Here is a 19,774-nt window from a genome sequence, read left to right on the forward strand (position 1 = left end):
GGGGTGTCCAATCCGGGTTTAAAACGAGTAAATGCGTGGCAGGCACAGCAGCACTACTGTACTGTACACCAAAGCCATCGGAATACCGATACGGGCGTAATCTTTCAGCTGGTAGTTGCCGGCGCTGTACACCATCAGGTTGGTTTGATAACCAAAGGGCGAAATAAAGCTGGCCGAAGCGCCAAAAGCGACCGCCATAAAAAACGGCGTTGGGCTGACGCTCAGTTCCAGCGCCATGGCATAGGCGATAGGAAAGGTCAGCGCGGCGGCGGCATTGTTGGTGACCACTTCGGTAAAGAGCCAGGTGGCGATAAAAATGGCAATCAAAGCGCCATAGGCACCGTAGCCTGCCACCAGTTGATTGAGCCCTGCCGCTATCATGCCGGCCACACCAGACTGGATCATCAGTTGGGCCAGGCCAATGGCAGAGCCGACAATAATAAACAGCTCGAGTGGAAAGCGGCGTTTTAGCTCGTTCAGCTGGATAACTTTGGTGGCGATATAAAGCACCAGCAACAGTGGCAGGCTTTTTACCAGCGGCACCAGATCCAAGATAGATAGAGCCAGGGTGGCGGCAAAACTGGCCAGCACCCAGTGGCTGCGCTTGGCTGTGAGTGGTTGACTGATGGCGAGACCATTGACGTAAATAAAATCCTGCCCCAGTTCATTCTGGCCGGGAAAGTCTTTGCCGGTGGCCAGGATAAGCACATCGCCGGCATGCAGCTCCAAATCGCCGAGGCCGCCATTTAAGCGCTCATGGCCACGACGCACCGCGATCACCGCGGCATCGTACTGCTCTCGAAAGCGTAGCTGCTTCAAGGTTTTACCCACCAGCTTGGAGCTGTAGCTGATCACCGCTTCCATCAGCTCGCCCTGATGCTCGGCTTCACCGGGCACTAGCTTGAGGCCCGGGAAGTTTTGCAGGCGGGATACCGCCTGCAGGTCGCCGACAAAGCGCAGTTCATCGCCGGCTTCAATCAGCGTATCCGGTTTGACCGGGCACAGCAATCTATCACCACGTTGAATTTCCGCCAGAAACAGTGCCTGCAATTCACGCAGACCATTGTCACTGACGGTTTTGCCAATCAGTTGGCTGTCGGTATCGACGTGGGCGCTTAAGTAATAAGGGGCCGCGGCCTGCTCGGCTTTGCGGGTATCCGGCAGCCAGTGGGCACCGATCATCAGCACCACCAGGCCAGCAGCAAAGGCAATCAGGCCAAGCAAAGTGAAGTCAAAAAAGCCCAGACTGGCGTGGCCGGCTTCTTCGACAAAGCCATTGACAATCAGATTGGTCGAGGTGCCAATCAGCGTCAGCATACCGCCTAAGATGGCGCTGTACGACAGCGGGATCAGCAACTTGGAGGCAGCAAAGTGCGGGTGCTGCCGTAGTGAGGCCATCAGGGTCGACACCACGGCGGTGTTGTTGACAAAGGACGACAAGAAGCCGCTGGCCAGACTTAAGCGTGCTACCACCAGGCTGAGGTTGCTGCCCGAAAAGCTGCGGCTTAACCAGCTAACCAGTTGCGATTTCTCAATGGCCAGCGAAATCAACAAGAGTAATACCAAGGTGATCAGCGAGGGGTTGCTGAAATTGGTCAAGGCTTTGTCCAGCTCCAGCCAGCCGACCAGGTAGCTGGCCAGCAGGGCACCGCCAAACCAAAAGGCTGGCGAGCGCTTGCTGAAGACTAAGCCGGCGACCAGCGCCAGCAATAGGGCAATGACCCCAAGCTGCTGCAGTGTCACTTGTTCGTTGCACCATGCAAAGCATCGGTTAGCGCCGAGAGATCCGCCGCCTGCCAGTGCGGGAAGTGTTTGCGGATCAAGGCATTCAGCTCCAGCTCAAAGGCAGAGAAGTTAGCCGGCGCATTGACCTGCTCTTTCGCCAGTACCGTCTGGATTAAGCCGGCAGCTACCGTCGCATTGCTCAACCGATCCACCAGGATAAAGTTGCCGGTGCCGGGATGTTCGCTGGCGGTATCCAGCGGCAGTACTTCGGTCAGCTCCAGCTCCACCAGCGCGATGTCATTCATTTGCACCGTATCGGCGTCGATTTTTTGCAAGGTATTGATATTGACCTTGTGATCCAGTTTGCTGATGCTGACTGAACTTTTGCGGCTGGCCAGTTTCAGATCGTACAGCCGGCCGGGCTGCAGTGGCTGCTCATTAAACCAGACCAGATAGGCGAGCGCACGGTTGCTCAGCGTCACGGTCTCTTCCACCGGCACCAGCCAGTCACCACGGCTGACATCGACTTCATCTTGCAGCGTAATGGTCACCGCTTCACCGGCTTCGGCTGCCGGCTGACTACCAGCAAAAGTCTCAATGCTGCGAATGGTGCTTTGCTGGCCGGAAGGGTAGACCTTGACGGTTTGACCGACCGCCAGCCGCCCACCGGTAACGGTACCGGCAAAGCCTCGGAAATTCAGATCTGGCCGTATGACATACTGCACCGGGAAGCGACTATGCTGGCCACTGCGATCCGGCAGCGGCAATGTTTCCAGCAAAGGCAGCAGCGGCTGGCCCTGGTACCAGGGCATATTAGCGGATGGCGCCATGATATTTTCGCCTTTTAACGCGCTTAAAGGCACCACGTCCACTTTAGGTACCTGCAACTGACTGGTAATGGCCAGAATATCTTTTTTGATGCGGCTGAACTCGGTTTCGGCATAGCCAATCAGATCCATCTTATTCACCGCCACCACAAAGTGCTTGATGCCGAGCAGGGCGCAAATAAAGCTGTGTCGCTTGGTTTGAGTCAGCACACCATGACGCGCATCAACCAGCAAAATAGCGACATCGGCATTGGAGGCACCTGTTGCCATATTGCGGGTGTACTGCTCATGGCCTGGGGTGTCGGCCAGAATAAATTTACGCAAGGTGGTGGAGAAATAGCGGTAGGCCACATCAATGGTAATGCCTTGCTCGCGCTCAGCTTGCAGGCCATCCACCAGCATGGCCAGCTCCAGCTCGCCTTCACTGTTGCGGCCTTTGTGATCGCGTTTCAGCGCATCCAGCTGATCATCGTACAGCTGCTGACTGTCGTGCAACAGCCGGCCGATCAGAGTACTTTTGCCATCATCGACGCTACCACAGGTCAGTACCCGCAGCAGGCTTTTGTCCTGATGCTGTTGCAGATAACCACGAATACCCAGCTCGTTCAGCTGTTGCTCCAGGCTGGTGCTTTCCAGTACGGTGCTACTCATCAAAAGTACCCCTCACGTTTTTTCAGTTCCATACCCGACTGATCCTGATCAATCACCCGGCCCTGCCGCTCGGAAGTGCGGGCGCGCAGCATTTCTTCGACAATGCCTTCCAGCGTATCGGCGGTCGACTCGATGGCGCCGGTCAGCGGGTAACAGCCAAGGGTGCGAAAACGCACGGATTTTTGTTCTATCAGTTCACCCGGTTCAATCGGCATGCGATCGTCATCCACCATGATCAGGGTGCCATCGCGCTTCACCACCGGGCGCTCTTTCGCCAGATACAGCGGTACAATGTCGATTTTTTCCTGCAGGATATAAAGCCAGATATCCAGCTCGGTCCAGTTGGAAAGCGGGAACACCCGGATGCTCTCGCCTTCATTGATGGCGCTGTTGTAAATATTCCACAGCTCAGGCCGCTGGTTTTTCGGGTCCCAGCGGTGGTGTTTATCGCGGAAGGAAAACACCCGCTCCTTGGCGCGGGATTTCTCTTCATCACGGCGGGCGCCACCAAAGGCGGCATCAAAACCATACTGGTTCAGCGCCTGTTTTAAGCCCTGAGTTTTCATAATGTCGGTGTGTTTGGCACTGCCATGCACAAAGGGATTGATGCCCATTGCCAGCCCTTCCGGGTTTTTGTGCACCAGCAGGTCAAGGTTGTAATCCTTGGCAATCTGGTCCCGAAAGGCAATCATCTCGCGAAATTTCCAGTCGGTATCCACATGCAGCAACGGAAAAGGGATCTTGCCCGGTGCAAAGGCTTTGCGGGCCAGGTGCAGCAGCACCGACGAATCCTTACCAATCGAATACAGCATCACCGGCTTTTTAAACTCGGCGGCGACTTCGCGGAAAATATGGATGCTCTCGGCTTCCAGTTGTTGTAAATGCGATAAAGCCATCTGTTGCTCCTAGGCTGCCTGGCTGACGCTTGGCTCAGCCACGAAAGTTTGAAACCAGTGTAAGTTCGGCGCAAGTGCCACCACTTCGCCAATAATAATCAAGGCCGGGCTTTGCACCTGATGCTCGGCAATCAGCTGTGGCAACTGCGCCAGGGTGCCGGTGATGCTGCGCTGCTCGGGCCGGGTGCCGTTTTCAATAATGGCGACCGGGGTATCGCTGCTGCGGCCATGGGCGATCAACTGCGCGCTTAGGGTAGCGCTATTGATCAAACCCATATAAACCACTAGGGTCTGACGCGCTTTGGCCAGTGATGGCCAGTCGGGCTCATCACCATTGGCCCGGCAATGGCCGGTTACCAGTTGCACCGTTTGGGCGTAATCGCGGTGCGTTAGCGGAATGCCGGCATAGGCCGCACAGCCAGCAGCGGCGGTGACACCAGGCACCACACTGTAGCGAATACCCGCTGCGACTAAGGCCTCGCATTCTTCGCCACCACGGCCATAAATAAAGGGGTCGCCGCCTTTTAACCGGCAAACCCGTTTGCCGGCCTGTGCCAGCCGCACTATCAGGGCGTTAATTTCATCTTGTGGCAGGCTGTGAAAGCCGGCTTGTTTGGCGACACTGATGCGCTCGGCATCGCGTCTGGCCAAGGCCAGCACATCGGCGCTGACCAGACCATCGTGAACAATGACATCAGCTTGCTGCATGCACTGCATCGCTTTGATGGTTAAAAGCTCCGGATCGCCAGGGCCGGCACCCACCAGCCAGACTTCGCCCTGGTTGGGTACAAACTGCTGCAGTTGCTGCTCAAATAATTGCTCGGTTTCTTTGGTTTTACCGCTGGCCAGTAACTGCTGGGCCGGGCCGGCAAACCAACGCTCCCAGAAATCGCGCCGCTCACTGATGGACGGCAAGGCCGCTTTTACCCGCTCGCGGCAGCGGGCAGCAAACTGACCCAGCAGGCTGACCGATTGTGGCAGCAACTGCTCAATGCGTTCGCGCAAACGACGGGCCAGCACCGGGGCATTGCCGCCGGAGGAAATGGCCACCACGATGGGGCTGCGATCAACAATGGCCGGAAAAATAAAGTTGCCATGCTCGGGATCATCCACGGCATTCACCCAGATATTGGCGGCGTTGGCAGCCTGAAAAATCTCGGCATTGACCGCCGGTTTATCGGTGGCAGCAATAATGAGCTTGTAGTGGGCAATGCTGTGCTCGCCAAAGGCCGCTTCAATGCAGCGAAGCTGTTCGCCCTGCAACGCCTGCACGTCCGCACTGATGCGTTTGGCCAGCACTGTAACCTGAGCGCCGGCAGCAAGCAGCAACTGGATTTTTCGGTACGCGACCTGGCCGCCGCCGACCACCAGCACGGGTTGCTGCTGCAATTGGGTAAAAATTGGTAAATAGTCCATCGCTCACTCCAGCCCAGGGCTGCATTTATAGATGCCATTCTCTTTGTGATGGCATTGACATAGCCTGCAGAATAGCCGTCCGTATGGCTTTAATAAAAGAATGGATCGCGCTCAGATATAACCAAAAGGAATTAGTATTAAGGTATCTATGCTTTGCGCTCGGGATTACTGAGCGATGTTTGGCTGCTGTATTGTTAATGGCGCTATGCTACCACGCAAATGCGTCGTGGTCTGGCGCATAGGTTATTTAGCTTTTTCTGTTGCGAAATGAATTTTTTCATTATCAATGTTTTATTGTTGTTTATTTTTGTTTCATTGTTATGGTGGGTTTCTATTCTAGGAAAAGGAAAAGGAAAAGGAAATGAGCAAAACCCATTTAAAGTTACCGGTAACAGGCATCCTTGCTTTGCTAATGACAGGCTGTGGCTTGATGTCTTCTTCCTCTGTGGCACAGGTACATGAAAATGCACTGGTGTGTGAGAATTGCAATTATGTGCAAGCTCAGCAATTGGCCATGCAGCACGCCGTACCCGACTTGCAATGTGTGATAGTTGGTGGTGGCGATGTAGTTAATATCGATAATCAAAGCTGTACCAGCCAGCCCAAGCATATAGTGGTGTTTAATGCGCAGAGCCGTGAGGCCTATCCCTTTGAGGTGTATCATGCTCCACAAGGGGTTAACCCCTTCGAGATGCAGCTGCATACCCGTGATCGCACGGTGCATCCAGAAATCATTGCCATGCTGAACACCGGTGTGGATGAGCATGCTGCCTTTATGGCGGAAGCTATGCAAAACGCTGTGCAGGCAGGTATGGCGGCACTGCAAACTCAGCCTCTTCGGCATCCATCTTCATTAGCCATAGCCCCAGCCGCTCTTATTCCGATGGCTTCAAATTGTGCCAATGACCGTGATGCAGCTGCTGTGCAACTTGCTTTTGATACTCGCAAGATAGCGAGTGTACAGCAATATGTGCAAAATGAATTCCGTGATAATCAGGCAACTGGGATTCAACGTATAAAGAATGCTTTGAATTTTAATGAGGTGCGGTTGGATGCGTTGTCGTTTGGTTTGAGCCGGGCAGGCTTTGCTGCGAATGCAAGTTTGATTATTACCCCAGAGACCAAGCACTTTACTGTAGTGTTTAATGAGGCAGAAGATTTAAGGTTTTTTGAACGGCTAGGTGTAAGTAATTATCCAGGTTATCCACAACTAGTGTTTAATATTATGTCAAGAAGTCAAGGTGGTGTAGTTGTAGGACTGGATCAAGACTATTCATACATTGATGGACAAGCTCTTTCAACGTTAACCAATATAGCAAATAGCAACGTGCCCATCGAGTTGAGTTATTGTGTAGCAGAGCGTTTACAACAATTGAACCCTAATTTACATCTTTCTCCGCCCACACCGGTTGGAGGTAGTGAGGGTACTCCAGGAGGGGGAGGTGTTGGCGGCGGCACTGGTATTAATGAGTGTGCTGTTTTTCTTAGAAGAGGCCCAACTGGGGATACTGTCGTGGTTGGCATTATCTATGTACCTTGTTGATAAACTTAAAGTCTGAGTTTAAACTCTTTGCAAATTGCACTGCTAAGTATGGCTAAGATACTGCTTAGTGGTGCTGTACGTGTGAATGAAAGCTGCCACAAACACGCACCTATCCCAAAAAAGATAGCGACTTTAAGTCAGATTCTGTATCCTGTGCCGCTGCCAATCTGGCGATCGCTTGCACACTATGAGAGATGTTATGAGTTTTGCCTCCCTGGGCCTATCGGCCCCATTGCTTGCAGCCATTCAGGCTGAAGGCTACGACACTCCTTCCCCGATCCAGGCTCAGGCGATCCCCGCTGTACTGGCTGGTCGCGATTTAATGGCTGCGGCCCAAACAGGTACCGGCAAAACGGCGGGTTTCACCCTGCCACTGCTGCAGCGTCTGGCAGAAGGCAAGCCGGCGTCTGCCAATCAGGCGCGGGCTTTGATCCTGACGCCAACCCGTGAGCTGGCGGCTCAGGTTGGCGACAGCGTGCTGCGTTATGGCAGCCGCTTGCCGCTGCGCTCGACCATCGTCTTTGGCGGGGTGAAAATTAACCCGCAGATGCAAAAGCTGCGTAAAGGCGTCGACATTCTGATTGCCACCCCAGGTCGTTTAATGGATCTGTATCAGCAAAATGCGGTGCGTTTTTCCGAGCTTGAAATCCTGGTACTGGATGAAGCCGACCGTATGCTGGATATGGGGTTTATCCGTGATATCCGTAAAATTCTGGCCTTGCTGCCAAAACAGCGGCAGAACCTGTTGTTCTCGGCTACCTTTTCCGATGAGATCCGGGCGCTGGCCAAAACCATGGTCAATAACCCACTGGAAGTGTCGGTCAGCCCAGCCAACAGCACGGCCGAGCGAGTCGAACAACTGGTGTACCCGGTGGATAAGAACCGTAAAGCGCAGCTGCTGATTGACCTGATTGTCGATCAAAACTGGCAGCAGGTGTTGGTGTTTACCAAAACCAAGCACGGCGCCAACAAATTAACCAAGCAACTGGAAACGGTGGGTATTCAGGCAGCGGCCATTCATGGCAATAAAAGCCAGGCGGCTCGCACCAAGGCGCTGGCAGGCTTTAAAAGCGGCGAAGTGCGGGTGATGGTAGCCACCGATATAGCCGCCCGCGGTCTGGATATTGATCAGTTGCCGCAAGTGGTGAATTTTGATTTGCCCAATGTGCCGGAAGATTACGTGCACCGCATTGGCCGTACCGGCCGTGCCGGCGCCAGTGGCCATGCTGTGTCACTGGTCTGTGCCGACGATGCCAAATTGCTGCGCGATATTGAACGGGTTATTCGCCAGGCCATCCCGCGTCAGGTAAAAGCGGGCTATGAGCCAGTGCATAATGTGCCGGCATCCAATCCGTCGCAGCCAGCACGCAAACCGAAAAAGCCAAAAAAGCCAAGCGAGCATCGCGATGGTCAGCGCGCCGAGGGCTCGGCTCAGGCCAAAGCCCGCAGTCAACACCGCCGACCTGCCAGAACACCCAACGCCGGCTAGCTGGCCTGACCGATTTGGCCCTGGCGGCCAAATCGGCTAGTATGCTGGCCTTGAATGGTTATTTCGAGGCCCGGCATGCATCCCACGCTTTTCTCTTCTTACTTTGTTCGTTCCTTGCTACTGAGCAGCCTGGCTGCCTTGGCATTGGCTGGCTGTGCCCTTGATTCCACCAAGCCAGAGCCATTGGCTGGGCTGGATAGTTGGGTTGAGCAAGGACGGCAGGACTGGCAACTGCCCGGGCTGGCGGTGGCTGTGGTGTATCGGGATGCAGTGATTTATGCCCGTGGTTTTGGCACTTTGGGCCTTGAATCCGAGCTGCCCGTCAATGAGCACACCTTGTTTGGCGTGGCTTCTACCAGCAAAGCAATGACCGCTACAGCCTTGGGCCTGTTGGTGGATGAGGGCAAGTTGAGCTGGGACGATAAAGTCATCGATCATCTGCCGTATTTCCAACTGGCCGACCCCTGGGTTACTCAGGAAGTACGGATCCGCGATTTGTTAACCCACCGCGTTGGCCTTGGGCGTATTACCGGCAACCGCATTCAGTTTATGCCAACCGCAAGCCGGGAGCAGGTGATCCGCCAGATGCAGCATCACGATTTTGAACAGCCCTTTCGCGCTGGCTTTGTTTATAACAACGTGATGTATTCGGTGGCCGGTGAAGTGGTGGCGGCAGTTAGTGGCCAAAGCTGGGATGAGTTTGTGCGTGAGCGCTTATTTGCGCCGCTTGGCATGCAGCGCAGCAATACCTCCATTACTCAGTTTGCAGCGGATGATGCCAATATTGCCCTGCCGCACCAATTTATTAACGGGGAAATCGTCCCGATTGCCCGCCGCAACTTCGACAATGTTGGGCCTTCTGCTTCGGTCAACAGCAGCGTCTACGAGATGGCGCAGTGGCTGCGACTGAACCTGGGTGAGCCTGGCGTCTATCAGGGCCAGCGATTGCTAAGTGAGGAGGTGATGGCGGAGATTTTCACGCCTCAGGTGGTGGTAGGCCGGGCAAGCCAGCTTGATCCGGTACGGGCCTATGGTCTGGGCTGGTATCTGGAGGATTACCGCGGTTACGCCACTGCCAGTCATGGCGGCGCTACCGACGGCTTTAATACGCAAGTAACTTTGGTGCCTGAGCTGGAGCTGGGTATTATCGTGGTGGGCAATACCTTCGAGAACTTCCGCCCGGCTGTGACCCGCACCATTATTGACCGTATCGCCGGTTTGCCGGCGCATGACTGGCACAGCCATTATTTGACGCAATATCAGCAAGACTTTGCCGACGCCAGCAGCGCCCGGCAGCAGATTGAACAACAGCGTCAGCCGGATTTGCTCGCCAGCCTGAGCCCAGAGCAAATCACCGGTCGTTACCAGCATCCTCTTTATGGCAACGCTGAAGTTTCGCTGCTGGACAATGGTGACTTGCTGCTGCAATTCTGGGACGATGGCCTGTCCAAACTCACCCTGGAACACTGGCAGGGCGATACCTATCGTGCCCATTGGCACAACAAAGCCCAGCGGGAGAAGTTTGTGCACTTTGCCACTAGTGAGAATGGCGCCATCGAACTCAGCGTGGAATGGACACTCAGGCCACAACTGCTGCAGGTCGGGATTTACCCGGCACCTTATAGGCGCACCGCTGTTTTTGGAAAAATCGAGCCATAAAAAACGGCAGCCCAAAGGTTGCTATTGGGGCATACGAGACGATTGGTTTTGAGCTTAATGATTTATGCTGCTCAGTAGAAATTGCTGCTAATTTGTCAACGAAATTTCAGGCTACTGTGGTAGTATCCCTGACATGATTCGTCCCTTGCACTTTCTGCAAGCAGCAATGTGATAAGGAAATTGCCGCATGTCGTTGCAACATTCGGTGCAGTTTGGTGAGTTTATTCTTTGTCCTGTCAATCAGCAGCTGCAAACTCCTGAGCAGTCCATCACCCTTGAGCCTAAAGTGTATAGCGTATTGTGCTACTTGCTGGCCAATCATGAACGCTTTGTTAGTCTGGAAGAGTTGCATCAACAGGTCTGGGCAGGGCGGGTGGTGAGTGATACGGCGGTGCGGCGCACCATCAGTAAATTGCGGGCCGCTTTGCAGGACCAGACGGATACACCACAATACATTCAATCCGCTGCGAAGCGAGGTTATCGCTGGTTGCAGCCGCCCCAACCATTTCATGATGAGACAGCGTTTACAGCGCGTACAGCTGACGTAGTTGTACCATCACGCCATGTTGCGGTTGAATCAGCAAAGCCTGAGCGAAGCACGCAACCACATCTCTCAACTGGCGCGATGGATAAGGCAAGCTTGGCTGCGCGCTGGCCATTGTTGTTAGCGTTGGTGATATTGCTGTTTGCCGTGATAGCAGGCTTCATGTATCAACATCATACCTCTTCGCTATGGCAACGAGGCGATCCACTGCGAACGATTGAAGGCGAAAAATTGTCGCTGGCCATTTCACCTGATAAAGCCGCCATTGTGTTCTCCTCCAACTCGACGAATCATCCCGGGCAGGAGCTGTACTGGCATCATCGTGCTACGGGGGTAACGCGCCATCTAACATCGGGTAACCATCAAATCATGTGGGTCGAGTTTCATCACGATGGGCAATCCTTGTTCTATCATGACTTTCAGCAGGGCCTCTATCAGCTGTATCAGCGTCCTATTAGTGCCAATGGGCAATGGCAAGGGCCAGCAAAGGCACTGCTAGCGCCGCAACCGGTCATGTTTCAACTCAAACAAATCCCTAATGAAGAAAAGCTATTTATCAGTATGGGGAACAAAGACTCGATGCAAATCCAGCAGCTTGATCTCACTACCGGGGAGCTGGAACCCGTCACTCATGCTGTCATTGGCAACACTCAGGATTATCTGTTTGCCTTGTCGGGCGATAGCAGCATGCTGGCCTATTTGCGCATGACGACGGGACAGCCACAACTTTTGACCATTATGCACCGTGAGACTGGCCGGGTTCTGAAGCAGACAATTTATCCAGACAGAGTGTTCAGCATTGTTTTTGTTGATGAAGAGCGCTTACTGATTTTGGATGAACATGTGCTGCACCTGATGCATTGGCCCAGTGGCGAGCTCCAGGCACTGGATAGCAATCGTGGTGAGCATGAAAGTAGTGTGCGAGGGTTAAGTCGGTTTGTGGTCCGGTCAGGTGATAATGAATGGCTGCAAAACCGGATTGTTGGAGATGTCGGCGGATTTGTGAATCATCAGGGGCCCATTGGGCAGTTCACAAGCCGGACGTTACTCAATACGGACACGCAGACCAACGCTATGTATTTTACCACGGAGCCCGATCAATTCCTGGTGGTAGAGCGCAATGACCAGATCAGCCGGCTGTTACTGCAGTCCAGTGGTGGTCGTCGTAATACCGTGCTGGAAGTGCAAGACGAGCAACTGAGTGTTCAGGGTATCCACCCTGATGGCGAGCTGGTGTTGCTGTTGGTGAATCGCAAGCCGCATTTGTTCAATCTTCCTCAGGGGAAGTTGAGTCCACTGCCTGTCAGCTCACACTTATGGCAGCAAGCGATGTTTGAAGCATCAGGCGAGGCGGTGATCCTCAATTACATTGAGCATGGCACGCCAGTCAGTTGGCGTTATCAGCTGGATACCATGCAAAGCAGTATCTTACACCAGGGTGAGCGCGTGGTTGCCGTGCTTGCCTCGAATGAATTCATTGTGCTAAGGCAGGATGATCAGAATTTCGCCAGAGTGCGTGATGGCCAGCAGGAGATATTACCGGTGCAAACCTTACAACAGTTTGTTGGCAGTATCCATGTCCGTGATACCAAGTTGTACTGGGGCGAAACCGATCTGAAACATACCTGGATTTATCGTTATGATCTGGCAAGAGGTGAGCTGGAACAGTGGCAAGCCGATCGTCGACAAATGCTGCAAAGCTTTGATATCAGCCCGGATGGACAACGTTGGCTGTTACGCCATACGGCCAGGGTGGATACGCAGATTTATCCAGTTACTAGTAAACTTTAGTGGATAGGGGCGTTCTTAATCACGCAATATGCAAAAAAACGGCAACCCGAGGGTTGCCGCAAAGGGGACGCGCTTAATGATTAGTGACGGATCAGGTAGTCAAAGGCGCCGAGCGAGGCATTGGCGCCGCTGCCCATGGCAATAACAATCTGCTTGTACGGTACTGTGGTGGCATCGCCGGCGGCGAACACGCCTGGCAATGATGTTTGGCCGCGTTCATCGACAATGATTTCACCGCGTGGGCTTAGCTCCACCGCGCCGCGCAGCCATTCGGTGTTGGGCACCAGGCCGATTTGCACGAAAATGCCAGCCAGTTCGATGTGGTGGCTGTCGCCGCTTTTGCGATCGGTGTACTGAATGCCATTCACCTTATTGCCATCGCCGGTCACTTCGGTGGTCTGAGCCTCGGTAATGATGGTGATATTGCCCATGGAGTTGGCTTTTTTCACCAGCACCGCATCGGCGCGCAGCTCGGCGGCAAATTCCAGCACCGTGACATGCTCGACAATACCTGCCAGGTCGATGGCGGCTTCAATGCCGGAGTTACCACCGCCAATCACCGCAACTCGTTTGCCTTTAAACAGCGGACCATCGCAGTGCGGGCAGTAAGCTACGCCTTTGCCGCGGTACTCCTGCTCGCCCGGCACATTCATTTCGCGCCAGCGGGCGCCCGGGGCCAGGATCAGGGTTTTGCTTTTCAGTACAGCGCCATTGGCAAGCTCCAGCTCGACTTGCTCGCTTTTGCTTAATTTGGTGGCACGCTGGTTGTTCATAATGTCCACGTCGTACTGGCGCACATGGGCTTCCAGGGCATTCACCAGCTTCGGGCCTTCGGTGTATTGCACCGAGATAAAGTTTTCAATGCCGACGGTATCGGCCACCTGGCCACCAAAACGCTCGGCCAGTACGCCAGTGCGCAGGCCTTTACGGGCCGCATAGACCGCGGCAGAAGCACCGGCTGGGCCACCGCCTACGACCAGCACATCAAAGGGTTCTTTTTGCTTCAGCGCTTCGGCCTGACGGGCTTCGGCATTGACATCAATTTTCTGGATAATTCGCTCCAGCGTGATGGCACCCTGCGAGAACTGCTCGCCATTTAAAAATACAGTGGGCACAGCCATCACATTGCGATCGCTGACTTCCTGTTGGAACAGGGCACCGTCGATCATCACGCTGGTAATATTGGGGTTAATGGCTGCCATCATATTCAGCGCCTGCACCACTTCCGGGCAGGTCTGGCAGCTTAACGAAATATAGGTTTCAAACTCAAAACGACCGGTCAGCTGACGAACTTGCTCAATCAGCTCAGCCTCAATTTTAATCGGGTGGCCACCCGAGTGCAGCAGCGCCAGCACCAGGGAGGTAAATTCGTGACCCATCGGCACACCGGCAAAGGTAATCACAGTGCCTTTCTCGCTAGAGCGAACCTGCATGGCTGGTACCCGCTTGGAAGCGGCATCGTCACGGCGCAGGCTAACGCGATCCGACAAGCTGGCAATCTCGGTAGCCAGGGTGTTTAGTTCTTGAGCTTTGGCGCTATCGTCCAGAGATACGACCAGCTCTACCTGGGATTTCAGGTTCTGCAGATAGCTGCTTAATTGTTGTTTCAGGTTGGTATCTAACATTGAGTCTACTCCATCTCTTGACTGTGTCTTAGCGCTTTATGTCAGGCAAAGCTTGAGGGTAGCCAGCATCCTGAGATGCTGGCTTGGTACCGTTTTTACAGTGCAGGGGGAGAAGCTGAAACCAGCTTCAGTCGTGAGGCGTGGTTTCAGCGTCCGCTGCCGGGCAACGGTGGTGTGGCATTTAGATTTTGCCAACCAGGTCCAGTGATGGAGCCAGAGTCGCTTCACCTGGTGTCCATTTGGCCGGGCAAACTTCGCCATCATGGTTCGCAACGTACTGAGCAGCTTGTACTTTACGGAACAGCTCAGCAGCGCTACGGCCGATACCCAGGTCATGGATTTCAGCAACTTTGATTTCGCCTTCAGGGTTGATGACGAAAGTACCACGCAGGGCCAGGCCTTCTTCTTCGATCATCACGCCGAAGTTGCGGGTGATAGCGCCAGTCGGGTCACCGATCATTGGGTATTCGATTTTCTTGATGGTGTCAGACGCATCGTGCCATGCTTTGTGCGTGAAGTGGGTGTCGGTAGACACAGAGAACACTTCTACGCCGATGTCACGGAACTGCGGGTAGAAATCAGCCAGGTCGCCCAGCTCAGTTGGGCAAACGAAGGTGAAATCCGCCGGGTAGAAACACACAACAGACCACTTACCCAGTAAGTCCTGCTCAGTTACTTCAATAAATTTACCATTTTGAAAAGCAGTGGCTTTAAAAGGTTTGATCTTGGTATTGATAATTGAAGACATTGTCTTCCTCCATTTCAGTTAATAACATTGGGTGTTTCGACAGGTGCTACTCTAGCAAGTGGCACCGATTATGCAAAATGAATAAAACAAATGGCTTTAATCGATTATTTCGATGATCGATCCGTTGCACCGCACCAGGGCCAGCTGTGCTGATCAATTGGGGCATTTCAGGTAAATTCAACCGTTTATTACCATCTTGTCCGCAAAAACACGCAGTAAAAAGTGTCCCTCTGATCTATCCTGACATAAGATAATGACCACACGATGAATCTATCATGCTGAGAATTCGATGATGCCACAGTCTGCTGCCGTTTCAATCGCTTTGCCCTGGTGGCGCTGGCCGTTGGCCTTGCTGCTGGGCATGCTGCTTGGAGCTGGCAGCCTGAATTACAGCGCCGATGGCCGTATCAATGCCTTGCTGGTCTGGCTGCTGTGGGCCGGGGTACCATTGCTGGGCAGCCTGTTGGCTATGCTTTGGTTGCTGCGGCCTGGCCGGCCCTGGCTGCTGCGTATTAGCGGTAAACCCTTGTACTGGCAGCCTGATCGGACGCAGCAATGGTGGCTGCTAAGTCAGCTAAATTGGCTGTGGTGCTGGTTTGGCCTTGGCATTGCGCTGGTGTTTCTGTTGCTGTTGTTGCTGTCTGATCTGGCCTTTGGCTGGAGCTCAACCTTGTTGCCGGATCAGCAGTTACTTAGTCAGTGGCTGCAATGGCTGAGTTATCCCTGGCACAGCGTCTGGCCTGCGGCGGTACCGGATGAGCAACTGCTGGCCCAAAGCCGCTTTGCCCGCATTGAACAGCAGCAACTGCTGCTGGCACAAACCAGTGGTTGGTGGCCTTTTTTAGTGATGAGCTTGCTTTGTTACAACCTGCTGCCGCGCTTGTTGCTGGCGCTGTTTTGCCAGTGGCAAAGCCGCCGTCAGCCCGCCGGTCTGCGGGTACAGCCTGCTGCCAGGCCTGCCAACGCCACTGCAGCCGGCGCCGCACTCGCCTCGGCTGAGCCTGAGCCAGCGCCTTTGCAGCAGCAGGTGCTGAGCGATTGGCAACAAGCCAGGCTGGTGCACTGGCAGTTGCCTTCGACGGATAGCGTACTTGCCTTAGGCAGCGCCGATTGGCAACAGGATGATGAGGCCTGGCAGCGCCTGATTGCTACCAGGCCACCGCAGATCCTGTGGCGGGTAGCGGCCAGTCGCAGCCCGGTCGCTGAATTGTCGGACTGGATGGCGCAAGCACGCCGTCAGGGCATTGCCCAGGCCCTTTGGCCGCAAACCGACAGCTGCACCGAGCCCAACCGGCATCTGGCCAGCTGGCAGGCTTTTGCCCGCCAGCAGCAACTGGCTTGGATTAAGGAGACCGAATGAAGGCAATACCGCAGTTTTGCGTGGTTGGCCACCCCAATCAGGGCAAGTCTTCCATTGTCTCCACCCTGGTGGAAAACGATTCAGTGCGCATTGGCGTCGAATCCGGCACCACCCGTCAGGCCGAACGCTTTGAGTTTGTGCTGGACGGCCGGGTCTTGTTGGCGCTCACCGATACGCCGGGCTTTCAGCGTGCCCGTCAGCTGTTGGCCTGGTTGCAGCAGGTGCCGGTTGCAGCGGCCGATCGGCCGGCCAGAGTGCGGGCTTTTTTGGCCGAACCGTCGCACCGGCAGCAATTTCCGGATGAGGTGGCCTTGCTGGAGCCCATTATGGCTGGCAGCGGCATTTTATTTGTCACCGATGCTGCCAGCGCGGTTAGTGCCACCGATGAAGCCGAGATGGAAATTCTGCGCTGGACCGGCCAGCCCAGAATGGCCTTAATCAATCCTATTGCGAAAAGCCCACATATTCAAAACTGGCAGGCTACCTTAAATCAGAGCTTTCAGTGGGTCCGGCTGTTTAACCCGATGACGGCCAGTCTGCCGGCACGACAGGCGTTGTTTCAGGCCATGGCTGAGTTAACGCCGGACTGGACCGCGGCTTTGACTGAGTTAAACCGGCAGTTGCTGCAGCGTGAGCAGCAGCGTTTGGTGCAGGTAAGTGAGCAACTGGCCGATTATTGGTGCGCTCAGTTGAGCTTGCGCCAGCCGATGTCGGCGTTACCGCCTTCTTTAGTCGCCAGCCCGGAGCTTTGGTTGCAGCAGCAGTTGGATCAGGCGGAAAGCCAGTTGTTTCGCCAGCTGGCAGAGCAGTGGGGCCACGGCCAGGCTGAGCTGGAGCGCCAGCTGGACTGGCCGATCGAGCGCGATCGGCTGATGAACACCGAAACCTGGTATCTGTGGGGGTTGCAGCAAAAAGAGCTGCTGATGGTAACCGGCGCTGCCGGCATGGCGACCGGAGCTGTACTGGATCTTGGTTTAGGCGGCAGCTCATTGATGCTGGGGGCTTTATCGGGCGGAGTGCTCGGCTCGGCTGCGGGCTGGTTGGCCAGTAAGCAGCTGCCGGGTAAGAAGCTGGGCTGGTTGCCGCTTAGCCAACAGCGGCATTTTATCGGCCCGGTAAAGCACCCGAATTTTCCGTTGGTGGTGATGGCGCGGGCGCTGACCTTTGCGCAGCTGCTTTGGCTTCGGCCACACGCCAAGCGCAGCCGGCTGGCACTGACCACTCAGGCCAGCGACTGGGACAAGCGCGCTCAGGTGCAATTGCTGCAATGGAGCAAGCAGCTGCAGCAAAGCAAATGGCAGTCGGCCCAGTCAGAGGCTTTGTGCGACTGGATCCGTAGCAGCTTGCAGCAAAAACTCGCCGCTACCTTGCAGCAGGAGCAGCAACAAAGCCTGGCTTAGTGTGCCTGTTCGGCTGCTGACGTCAGGCCTTCGATACGCAGCTGGCGTAAGTCCAGCCCGCTTGGATGCTGATACATCCGCAGGCCAAACTCCGGCAGAATAGCGAACAAATGGTCAAAAATATCCGACTGAATGCCCTCGTACTCCACCCAGACCACGGTATTGGTAAAACAGTACACTTCCAGCGGCAGGCCATCCGGCGTCGGTGGCATTTGCCGCACCATCTGGATCATGCCCTGATGCACCCGGGCATGGCTTTGCAGGTAGCGCTGCACATAGGCACGAAAAGTTCCAAGATTGGTGATGCGGCGGGTATTAACCGGCTCTTTGCCCTGCTCTTTTAACGACTCATTCCAGGCTGTAATCTCGCGGTCTTTTTCGGCCAGATAGTCTCGCAGCAAACGAAAGCGATCCAGATGCTTGCGCTCTTCCGGGCTCAAAAAACGCACGCTTTGCTGATCAATCATCAGGCTGCGCTTAATGCGACGGCCACCGGATTGCTGCATACCGCGCCAGTTCTTGAAGGGATCGGTCATAAAGCGGCGGGTCGGGATGGTAGTAATGGTGCGATCCCAGTTCTGGATTTTCACGGTATGCAGGGCAATATCAATCACATCGCCATCGGCGTTCAGCTGTGGCATCTCTACCCAATCACCGACCCGGATCACATCGTTGGAGGCAATCTGCACGCTGGCCACCACCGATAAAATAGTATCCTGAAAAATCAGCAGCAGCACCGCCATCATGGCGCCCATGCCTGAGAGTAATATCAGCGGCGAGCGGTCAATCAGCATGGCCACCATCAGCACAAAGGCAACGGTGTAAACGATGATTTTCAGCAGCTGGATATAGCCTTTTATTGGCTTGGTCCTGGAATCAGGGCGGCGCTCATACAGGGTGTTGATCATGGTCAGCACATTGCTCAGCGCCATGGCGATGGTCAGCACAATAAAGGCATTACTGACATTGCGCACCACTTCAACCACCAGATGCGGCAGGCCTTCAATCAAGCCAACCCCGGCCGCCAGCACTAAGGCGGGTACCACATTAGACAGCCGGGCAATGATGCCAAAATCCTGCTGCATGGCATGCTGGGCAAAAGGGGTGGCATTAAAGGCTTTGGAAACCGCCCGTACCAGAATGTTTTTGGTGATCCAGTTGGCCAGCCAGGACAACACCACCAGCAGCAGCAAGCTGCCAGCCATAAAGATCTCGGGCGAGAGTTCGCGCCAGTGTTCCAGGGTTGCAAGCCAGTCGTTCATGTCCACTCGTTAAGTAGAGGAAGTTGTGGCTAGTGTAACCGATTCTGCTGAATGAAAAAATGACGATGATGTGGCAGCAAAAATGCGATGGCTAAATGCCATCGCCATCGATATGCAGGCCGCATTCGCGGCCAAAGCCGTTAAAGCGGGTGTCTTCTTCGCTCATGCCGGGTTCGAATTTGACGGTGGAGTGGGTATCGCCCACCGAGATGTAGCCTTGCTCCCACAGCGGGTGGTAACTCAGACCATGTTCTTTTAAGTAATAGAACACCTCCTTATTGCTCCAGTCGATGATGGGCTGCACCTTGATGACGCCACGGCTGATTTCCACCACCTGCTTATCGGCGCGGGTGCTGCTTTGACTGCGGCGCAGGCCGGTAAACCAGCAGCCGACATTGAGCTCGCGCAGGGCGCGCTGCATGGGCTCAACTTTATTCAGCTGATTGTATTGCCTGATACCTTCGGCACTTTGCCACAGCTGACCATAGCGAGCCTCTTGCCAGTTGGGGGATAACTGCGAGCGGTACACTTTCAGGTTTAACCCAAGTTGCTCGGTTAGTTGATCAATAAACTGATAGGTTTCCGGGAATAAATAACCGGTATCAGTCAGCACCACCGGGATATCGGCTTGCTGCTGCGTGACCAGGTGCAGCATCACGGCCGCCTGAATACCAAAGCTGGAGCTGAGCATCGGCTGCTGTGGCAAATGCTGCAGCGCCCAGCGCACCCGCTCTGCTGCGCTTAGCGGCGTGAGTAGGGCATTGATTTCGGCCAGCCAGTCTTGCTGGGTGGCCGGGTCTTGCACCAGGATCTGTTGGAATTTGCTCATTCTGGCCTC

General features: G+C 54.6%; 14 protein-coding genes. 6 read left to right on the forward strand and 8 right to left on the reverse strand.

From position 1 onward, the window contains the following. Positions 1-18: 18 nt before the first annotated feature. From BLW37_RS11275 to cysG, 4 genes are read right to left on the reverse strand one after another with little or no spacing between them, the layout of a single operon-like run. Positions 19-1,743 carry an SLC13 family permease gene (locus BLW37_RS11275; protein WP_245785709.1) on the reverse strand — a complete coding sequence of 575 codons (1,725 nt, stop codon included), beginning with the start codon at positions 1,741-1,743 and terminating at the stop codon, positions 19-21. Next, positions 1,740-3,203, reverse strand: a complete 1,464-nt coding sequence (gene cysN, locus BLW37_RS11280) for a sulfate adenylyltransferase subunit CysN (protein WP_091342934.1) — start codon at positions 3,201-3,203, stop codon at positions 1,740-1,742. The genes BLW37_RS11275 and cysN overlap by 4 nt, the downstream gene beginning before the upstream one ends. Then, on the reverse strand, positions 3,203-4,099 hold the full coding sequence (gene cysD, locus BLW37_RS11285; protein WP_091342936.1) for a sulfate adenylyltransferase subunit CysD: 897 nt from the start codon (positions 4,097-4,099) through the stop codon (positions 3,203-3,205). Before cysD ends, cysN begins: the two co-directional genes overlap by 1 nt. 9 nt (positions 4,100-4,108) lie before the next feature. Further along, positions 4,109-5,515: a siroheme synthase CysG gene (gene cysG, locus BLW37_RS11290; RefSeq protein WP_091342938.1), complete on the reverse strand. Its 1,407-nt coding sequence runs from the start codon at positions 5,513-5,515 to the stop codon at positions 4,109-4,111. A gap of 361 nt (positions 5,516-5,876) precedes the next feature. Here cysG and BLW37_RS11295 point away from each other — a divergent pair, with 361 nt between their 5' ends. The 4 genes from BLW37_RS11295 (at position 5,877) to BLW37_RS11310 (ending at position 12,541) form a co-directional block, all read left to right on the forward strand. Beyond that, positions 5,877-7,058 (forward strand): hypothetical protein, encoded by a 1,182-nt coding sequence (locus BLW37_RS11295; RefSeq protein WP_091342940.1) that lies wholly within the window; start codon positions 5,877-5,879, stop codon positions 7,056-7,058. Positions 7,059-7,257: 199 nt separating this feature from the next. After that, positions 7,258-8,547 carry a DEAD/DEAH box helicase gene (locus BLW37_RS11300; RefSeq protein WP_091342941.1) on the forward strand — a complete coding sequence of 430 codons (1,290 nt, stop codon included), beginning with the start codon at positions 7,258-7,260 and terminating at the stop codon, positions 8,545-8,547. 75 nt (positions 8,548-8,622) lie between these two features. Further along, on the forward strand, positions 8,623-10,206 hold the full coding sequence (locus BLW37_RS11305; protein ID WP_171907607.1) for a serine hydrolase: 1,584 nt from the start codon (positions 8,623-8,625) through the stop codon (positions 10,204-10,206). Between the two features lie 187 nt (positions 10,207-10,393). Then, positions 10,394-12,541: a winged helix-turn-helix domain-containing protein gene (locus BLW37_RS11310; RefSeq protein WP_091342944.1), complete on the forward strand. Its 2,148-nt coding sequence runs from the start codon at positions 10,394-10,396 to the stop codon at positions 12,539-12,541. An 80-nt stretch (positions 12,542-12,621) separates the two neighbouring features. On the opposite strand, the gene ahpF is transcribed toward BLW37_RS11310, so the two are convergent. Continuing rightward, entirely contained in the window at positions 12,622-14,166 is a 1,545-nt protein-coding gene (gene ahpF, locus BLW37_RS11315; protein ID WP_091342946.1) for an alkyl hydroperoxide reductase subunit F, read from the reverse strand. A gap of 181 nt (positions 14,167-14,347) precedes the next feature. Beyond that, on the reverse strand, positions 14,348-14,914 hold the full coding sequence (gene ahpC, locus BLW37_RS11320) for an alkyl hydroperoxide reductase subunit C (RefSeq protein WP_091342948.1): 567 nt from the start codon (positions 14,912-14,914) through the stop codon (positions 14,348-14,350). Positions 14,915-15,203: 289 nt separating this feature from the next. Between ahpC and BLW37_RS11325 the strand changes: the two genes are divergently transcribed. Both BLW37_RS11325 and BLW37_RS11330 read left to right on the forward strand, forming a co-directional pair. Then, positions 15,204-16,274, forward strand: a complete 1,071-nt coding sequence (locus tag BLW37_RS11325) for a DUF2868 domain-containing protein (RefSeq protein ID WP_091342950.1) — start codon at positions 15,204-15,206, stop codon at positions 16,272-16,274. After that, positions 16,271-17,674, forward strand: a complete 1,404-nt coding sequence (locus BLW37_RS11330; RefSeq protein ID WP_091342952.1) for a GTPase/DUF3482 domain-containing protein — start codon at positions 16,271-16,273, stop codon at positions 17,672-17,674. Before BLW37_RS11325 ends, BLW37_RS11330 begins: the two co-directional genes overlap by 4 nt. On the opposite strand, the gene BLW37_RS11335 is transcribed toward BLW37_RS11330, so the two are convergent. Both BLW37_RS11335 and BLW37_RS11340 read right to left on the reverse strand, forming a co-directional pair. Then, positions 17,671-18,936 carry a mechanosensitive ion channel family protein gene (locus tag BLW37_RS11335; RefSeq protein ID WP_091342954.1) on the reverse strand — a complete coding sequence of 422 codons (1,266 nt, stop codon included), beginning with the start codon at positions 18,934-18,936 and terminating at the stop codon, positions 17,671-17,673. The two genes, BLW37_RS11330 and BLW37_RS11335, sit on opposite strands and share 4 nt — an antisense overlap. Positions 18,937-19,027: 91 nt before the next feature. After that, on the reverse strand, positions 19,028-19,765 hold the full coding sequence (locus BLW37_RS11340; RefSeq protein WP_091342956.1) for a phosphoadenylyl-sulfate reductase: 738 nt from the start codon (positions 19,763-19,765) through the stop codon (positions 19,028-19,030). Positions 19,766-19,774 lie beyond the last annotated feature (9 nt).

Origin of the sequence: Alkalimonas amylolytica (assembly GCF_900107845.1) — a bacterium.
Taxonomy (GTDB): Bacteria; Pseudomonadota; Gammaproteobacteria; order Enterobacterales; family Alteromonadaceae; genus Alkalimonas; species Alkalimonas amylolytica.